Genomic DNA, 429 nt, shown 5'->3' on the forward strand with positions numbered 1-429 from the left:
CGCCGGGTCTGCTTGCGCTTGCCCAGGCCCTCAGCGTCACCGAACGTCAGCTGCATAGATGATCCTCTACATGATGAGGCGGGTAGTGTCGCGTATCTGTGGTGCGTTGTTCAGAGCTTCCCTAGCTGTCTTTAGTGAGTAACCGCTCATTCCTTGGCGGAATCATATGGGTGGGTCGAAATTGATCGCCGCCCAACTAAGTGCTGAGGATTATAAATAGTCAGGAGGCAGTACCCACATTTGCTTATGAGCGAAACCGACAAGTTGTGCCCGTCTGTACCGCCGGGCGGCGATGGCTTGAAGACTAGGGAAGGTCTGAATAACGAGGCCTGAGAGTGCGGGATGTCGCGTCGTTCCGAAGAGTGGCGTTTGAATCTTTGGAATTTCGCCATTTCTGGCGCTTTCCGTGGGAATTTCCTGGTTTACAGG

Annotated in this window: 1 protein-coding gene; it reads right to left on the minus strand. The window is 53.8% G+C overall.

Features of this window, described 5'->3' with window-relative positions; all coding sequences use genetic code 11:
• Window positions 1-210: 210 nt before the first annotated feature.
• A partial coding sequence (locus F7R02_RS26785; protein WP_151210364.1) for a hypothetical protein occupies window positions 211-429 on the minus strand: 219 nt, incomplete at its 5' end.

The sequence above is a fragment of the Xanthomonas cissicola genome (genome assembly GCF_008801575.1).
GTDB classification, from domain to species: Bacteria; Pseudomonadota; Gammaproteobacteria; order Xanthomonadales; family Xanthomonadaceae; genus Xanthomonas; species Xanthomonas cissicola.